Annotated in this window: 1 protein-coding gene and 3 pseudogenes; 2 read left to right on the top strand and 2 right to left on the bottom strand. The window is 73.1% G+C overall.

All coding sequences use genetic code 11. The annotated features are described in order from the left end of the window. Positions 1–89 precede the first annotated feature (89 nt). Positions 90–1,892, top strand: a pseudogene (locus FOE67_RS17835) (DEAD/DEAH box helicase); the annotation flags it as partial. A gap of 99 nt (positions 1,893–1,991) precedes the next feature. Here FOE67_RS17835 and FOE67_RS17830 read toward each other — a convergent pair. Both FOE67_RS17830 and FOE67_RS17825 read right to left on the bottom strand, forming a co-directional pair. After that, positions 1,992–2,750: pseudogene (locus FOE67_RS17830) on the bottom strand (ABC transporter permease); the annotation flags it as partial. Positions 2,751–2,758: 8 nt separating this feature from the next. Continuing rightward, positions 2,759–3,817 (bottom strand): iron ABC transporter substrate-binding protein, encoded by a 1,059-nt coding sequence (locus FOE67_RS17825; RefSeq protein ID WP_182665475.1) that lies wholly within the window; start codon positions 3,815–3,817, stop codon positions 2,759–2,761. Positions 3,818–4,167: 350 nt separating this feature from the next. Here FOE67_RS17825 and FOE67_RS17820 point away from each other — a divergent pair. After that, a pseudogene (locus FOE67_RS17820) lies at positions 4,168–4,419 on the top strand (flap endonuclease); the annotation flags it as partial.

Here is a 4,419-nt window from a genome sequence, read left to right as displayed (position 1 = left end):
CCCCCGCCCCGGCCCCTCCGACCGGCGGGTCCGACCCGGCGCGCAATTCCCCGCCGGTTGTCGGCCGGGGCCGGTAGGCTCGAATGACCATGACCGACGATCACCTCCGGGCCGCGAATCCGCAGACCGGTCCCGCCGCCGGCCCCCAGCCCGACTTCTCCGAGGCGCCGCCCGACGACCCGGCCGAGGAGGCGTTCGAGGATCTGCCCCCGGCGCGGCGGTACGCCCTCGCCCGGCGGCGCGCGGCCGAGCGGGCCACCGAACTGCACGCCTTCCGGGAGGGGTACGACTTCCCGCTCGACCCCTTCCAACTCGACGCCTGTCGGGCCCTGGAGGCCGGCAAGGGCGTACTGGTGGCCGCCCCCACCGGATCCGGGAAGACGGTGGTCGGCGAGTTCGCCGCCCACCTGGCCCTCGCCCGGGGCCGCAAGTGCTTCTACACCACCCCCATCAAGGCGCTCTCCAACCAGAAGTACGCCGACCTCGCCGCCCGCCACGGGGCCGAGCGGGTCGGCCTGCTGACCGGTGACAACAGCGTGAACGCCGACGCGCCGGTGGTCGTCATGACCACCGAGGTCCTGCGGAACATGCTGTACGCCGGTTCCCGCGCGCTGGACGGCCTGGGCTACGTGGTGATGGACGAGGTGCACTACCTCTCCGACCGCTTCCGGGGCGCGGTGTGGGAGGAGGTCATCATCCACCTCCCCGATTCGGTCACCCTCGTCTCGTTGTCCGCCACCGTCTCCAACGCCGAGGAGTTCGGTGACTGGCTGGACACCGTGCGCGGCGACACCGAGGTGATCGTCTCCGAGCACCGTCCCGTGCCGCTGTGGCAGCACGTCCTGGCCGGCCGCCGGCTGTACGACCTGTTCGAGGAGCGGGGCGGGCGGCGCGAGGTCAACCCGGACCTGGAGCGGATGGCCCGCATGGAGCACTCCCGTCCCCTCGCGCGCGACGGCCGCGGCCGTCCTCCCCGGCGCGAGGCGGATCGGGAGCGGGAGCGCCGGCAGCGCGCCCGGGTGTGGACGCCGAGCCGCCCGGAGGTCATCGACCGACTGGACGCCGACGGGCTGCTGCCGGCCATCACCTTCATCTTCAGCCGGGCGGGCTGCGAGGCCGCGGTGCGCCAGTGCCTGCTCTCCGGGCTGCGGCTGAACGACGCGGCCGAGCGGACCCGGGTGCGGGAGATCGTGGAGCGGCGCATTGCCGCCATCCCCGACGAGGACCTCCACGTCCTGGGGTACTTCGAGTGGCTGGAGGGCCTGGAACGGGGCATCGCCGCCCACCACGCCGGCATGCTCCCCACCTTCAAGGAAATCGTCGAGGAACTGTTCGTCGCCGGGTTGGTCAAGGCGGTCTTCGCCACCGAGACCCTGGCGCTGGGGATCAACATGCCCGCCCGGTCGGTGGTGCTGGAGAAGCTGGTCAAGTGGAACGGCGAGCAGCACGCCGACATCACCCCCGGCGAGTACACCCAGCTCACCGGTCGGGCCGGGCGGCGCGGCATCGATGTCGAGGGCCACGCCGTGGTGCTGTGGCAGCGGGGCATGAACCCCGCCGCGCTGGCCGGCCTGGCGGGCACCCGCACCTATCCGCTGCGCTCCTCCTTCCGCCCCTCCTACAACATGGCGGTCAACCTGGTCGCCCAGTTCGGTCGCGAGCGCTCCCGGGAACTGCTGGAGGCGTCCTTCGCCCAGTTCCAGGCGGACCGCTCGGTGGTCGCGCTGGCCCGGCGCGTGCAGCGCAACGAGGAGGGGCTGGAGGGTTATCGCGAGGCGATGACCTGCCACCTGGGGGACTTCGGGGAGTACTCCGAGCTGCGCCGGCGGCTGAAGGACCGGGAGAACGAACTCGCCCGGCGGGGCGCGGGGCTGCGGCGGGCCGCCGCGGCCGACGGCGGCGAGTTCGCCCCGGCCCCGGACCCGGCGCTCGGCGGCCACCAGCAGGAGGGTGATGACCACCAGGACGCAGGCGAGCGCGGCGGCGGGGGTGCGGTCGAAGCTCGCCCGGTAGGACATGAAGATCGCCCGGGTGAAGGTGTCGTACCGCATGATCGACACGGCACCGAAGTCGGAGACGACGTAGAGGGCGACCAGCAGCGCCCCGCCCACGGCCGCCGGACGCAGCCGGGGCAGGGTGACGCGCAGGAAAACACCGGCGGCGGAGTGGCCGAGGGCCCGGGCGGCCTCCTCGCGGGCGGGGTCGGAGGTCCGCAGCACGGCGGCGACCGGGAGGAAGACGTAGGGGAAGCAGGCCAGGGAGAGGGCGAGGACGGCGCCGGCGAAGCCGCTCGTGCCGGGCACCGCGGAGAGCCAGCCGAAGGCCATCACGTAACTGGGGACCGCCAGCGGCAGGGTGGCGACCACCGTCCACAGGCGGGCGCCGGGCAGACGGGTGCGCTGGGTCAGCCAGGCCAGCGACACACCGATCAGAAGGGTGATCAGGACGACGGTGAGGGTCAGGCGCAGGCTGTTGCCCAGCAGTTCGAGGGTGCGCGGGGAGACGACGATCTCCCGCGCCCGCCCGGGGCCGTGCTCCAGGGCCCGCACACCGAGGTAGACCAGCGGCAGCAGGGCGAAGGCGGCGGTGAGGGCCGCCGGCACGGCGAGGACGAGGGGAATGCGGTGATCCCCGCGTCGGCGACCGCGCGGACCGGTCTCCGGCGGAACGACGGAATCCCGCCCGGCCGGCGCGGTGGCGCCGGCCGGGCGGGCGGGGGCGGTCGGGGACGGGCGGCCCGACGTGCTCATGATCCCCCTCAGACCATTCCGGCTTCCCGGAGCAGTTCCAGGGTTCGCTCCAGGGAGTCCAGGTCGGTGAGGTCGATCTCGGGGGCCTCGATGGACTCCAGCGGCGGCAGCCCCTCCACCGGGCTGGTGACGCCGGCGGCCAGCGGGTACTCCTTGGTCTCGTCCGCGAAGTACAGCTGGGCCTCCTCGGAGAGGAGGAAGTCCACCGCCGCCAGGGCCGCCTGCTCCCGGTCGTCCGATGCGGTGACGCCGACGCCGGCGACGTTGATCAGGGAGCCGGGGTCGCCGCCGGGCAGGAAGTGCAGGCGGGCGTCGAGGTTCTCCTCGCCCTCCTCGGCCGCCTTGGCGAACCAGTAGTAGTGGTTGATCAGGCCGAGGTCGATCTCACCGGCGTCCACCGCGTCGAGGATGGCGCCGTTGCGCTCGTAGACCTCGCCGTGCTCGCGCAGGTCGGTCAGCCACTCCAGCGCGGCGTCCTCGCCCTCCAGGACGCGCAGGGCCGTGACGAAGGACTGGAAGGAGGCGTTGGTGGGGGCGTAGCCCACGCGCCCCTCCCACCGGGGGTCGTTCAGCTCCGTGTAGGAGGTGGGGAGTTCGGACTCCTCGACGTTCTCGGTGTTCCAGACCACGACCCGGGCGCGGCCGGAGACCCCGACCCAGTCGTCGGCGGAACCGCGGAAGGCCGGGTCCACCTCCTCCAGGGTCTCGGTGGGCAGTTCGCGGAGCAGGCCCTCGCGGGAGAGCGCGCCCAGGGCGCCGGCGTCCTGGGCGAGGAACAGGTCCGCCTCGGTGCGGTCGCCCTCCTCCAGCAGGGCGGCGGCGAGTTCGGCCGTGTCGCCGTAGCGGACGGTGATGTCCAGGCCGGTCGCCTCCTCCATCCGGGTGATCAGGGGGGCGATGAGTTCCTCGTTGCGCCCGGAGTAGACGGTCAACTCACCCGTGTTCCCCGCTGTCGCCTCGTCGGTGTCCGTCCCGCTCCCCGGGGAGTCGTCGGTGCCACAGGCCACGAGAGTGGTCAGCAGCACGGCGGCCCCGGTGAGGGCGGCTGTCCGGCGGTGGCGTCGCATGAACCGGCCTTTCTGTCGGCACGCCCGGAAGAGGGCATGTCGTGGACGGCGTCTCCCGCCGAGGGGGGAGCGCCGCTTTCCGGGTGGTTCCCGGACCGTCCACCATGACTAAGGTAAACCTCACCTAAGAGTCAAGGGCGTGGATCACACCGACGGTATCGATTGGTCGACGGAGCCGGGCAGCGGGCCGGTGGGTCGCCCCTCCCCCCGGCGCCGCCGCCCCCGGTGACGGCCCGTCAACCGGACCGCCGACCGTCGGTGCCGTGCGGCATGATCGGCCCATGAGCGCACCCACCACCCCCGGGCCCGGCCCGGTCGCCGACCCCTCGTCCGCCGGATCGGCGCCGCTGATGCTGCTGGACACCTCGTCGCTGTACTACCGCGCGTACTTCGGCGTCCCCGAGTCGGTGCGCGCCCCCGACGGCACCCCGGTGAACGCCGTGCGCGGCCTGCTCGACTTCATTGCCCGCCTGGTGACGGACCACCGCCCCTCCGGCCTGGTCGCCTGCCTGGACACCGATTGGCGACCGGCCTGGCGGGTGCGGCTGATCCCGTCCTACAAGGCACACCGGGTCGCGGGCGGCTGTCTCTTATACACCTCT

The sequence above is a fragment of the Streptomyces calidiresistens genome, from assembly GCF_014141525.1.
GTDB classification, from domain to species: Bacteria; Actinomycetota; Actinomycetes; order Streptomycetales; family Streptomycetaceae; genus Streptomyces; species Streptomyces calidiresistens.
Note: the sequence above shows the minus strand (reverse complement) of the source record. Positions and strands in the feature narration are given on the sequence as shown.